The 834-nt window shown below is 52.3% G+C and carries 2 protein-coding genes; one reads left to right on the top strand and one right to left on the bottom strand.

Annotation, left to right across the window (positions count from 1 at the left end; genetic code table 11):
- The coding region (locus tag DV424_RS08830) for an rRNA adenine N-6-methyltransferase family protein (protein ID WP_275045367.1) at nt 1-220 on the bottom strand (220 nt) is incomplete at its 3' end.
- Nucleotides 221-416: 196 nt separating this feature from the next.
- Here DV424_RS08830 and DV424_RS08820 point away from each other — a divergent pair.
- Nucleotides 417-834: uracil-DNA glycosylase family protein (locus DV424_RS08820; protein ID WP_478354248.1), on the top strand; the 418-nt coding region annotated here is incomplete at its 3' end.

The raw sequence follows: 834 nt of genomic DNA, 5'->3' as shown, positions 1-834 counted from the left end.
TTTCAAGCAGAAGGCGGCATGCGTGCTCGCGGTCGATTTCGACAACGTGCAGGCGGTTCAGCTTTTTCGCCAAAGGTTCGGTAATCGCCGCCAAACCCGGACCGATTTCAATCACGACATCATCCGCCTGCGGGCGCACGGCGTTGACAATATCGCTGATAATCCGCGTGTCCTGCAAAAAATTCTGCCCGAAACGCTTGCGGGCTTTGTGTTCTTTCATCGTGTTTCCTTTTCGGTTGAAACCCCGCCCTTTAGGGCGGTAGAATCAGACTCTATTTGGGAGGGGCGTAACCCCTTCCAAATCAGGATGGCACATAGGGCGGTGCTTTATGTGTCGTCCTGTGTGTTGAAACATAAATGTGTTTACAGTATCCGTTTGATGTCGGCATTGTAACCGAAAACGGCAGGGCGTGATAATGCTGTTTGAAGGCTTGCCGTGTTTGGCGGTTTGGTGCAAAAACCGGCTGTCTGCCGTTTTGCCTGTTGGAGGATTGAACGTGTCTGAAAATCTGCTTGAAATCGAAACCCATCCCTTCGATTCCGTGTTGCCGCCGAAGGCTGCGGTCATGATGATGGGGACGTTTCCGCCCAAGGAAGACAAACGCGCGATGCAGTTTCATTATCCGAATTTCCAAAACGATATGTGGCGCGTTTACGGGCTGGTGTTTTTCGGCGATGCGGATTATTTCAAAGTGCCGTCCAACGGGGAGGCTGCGCACTCTGAAAAAGCGTTTGATGCCGAGAAAATCAAGGCGTTTTTGCACGAACGGGGGATTGCGTCCTGTCCGACCGTTTTGAAGGCGGTACGTCAGCACGGCAATGCGTCCGACAAGT

The organism is Haemophilus haemolyticus (assembly GCF_003493605.1).
Taxonomy (GTDB): Bacteria; Pseudomonadota; Gammaproteobacteria; order Enterobacterales; family Pasteurellaceae; genus Haemophilus; species Haemophilus haemolyticus_J.
Note: the sequence above shows the minus strand (reverse complement) of the source record. Positions and strands in the feature narration are given on the sequence as shown.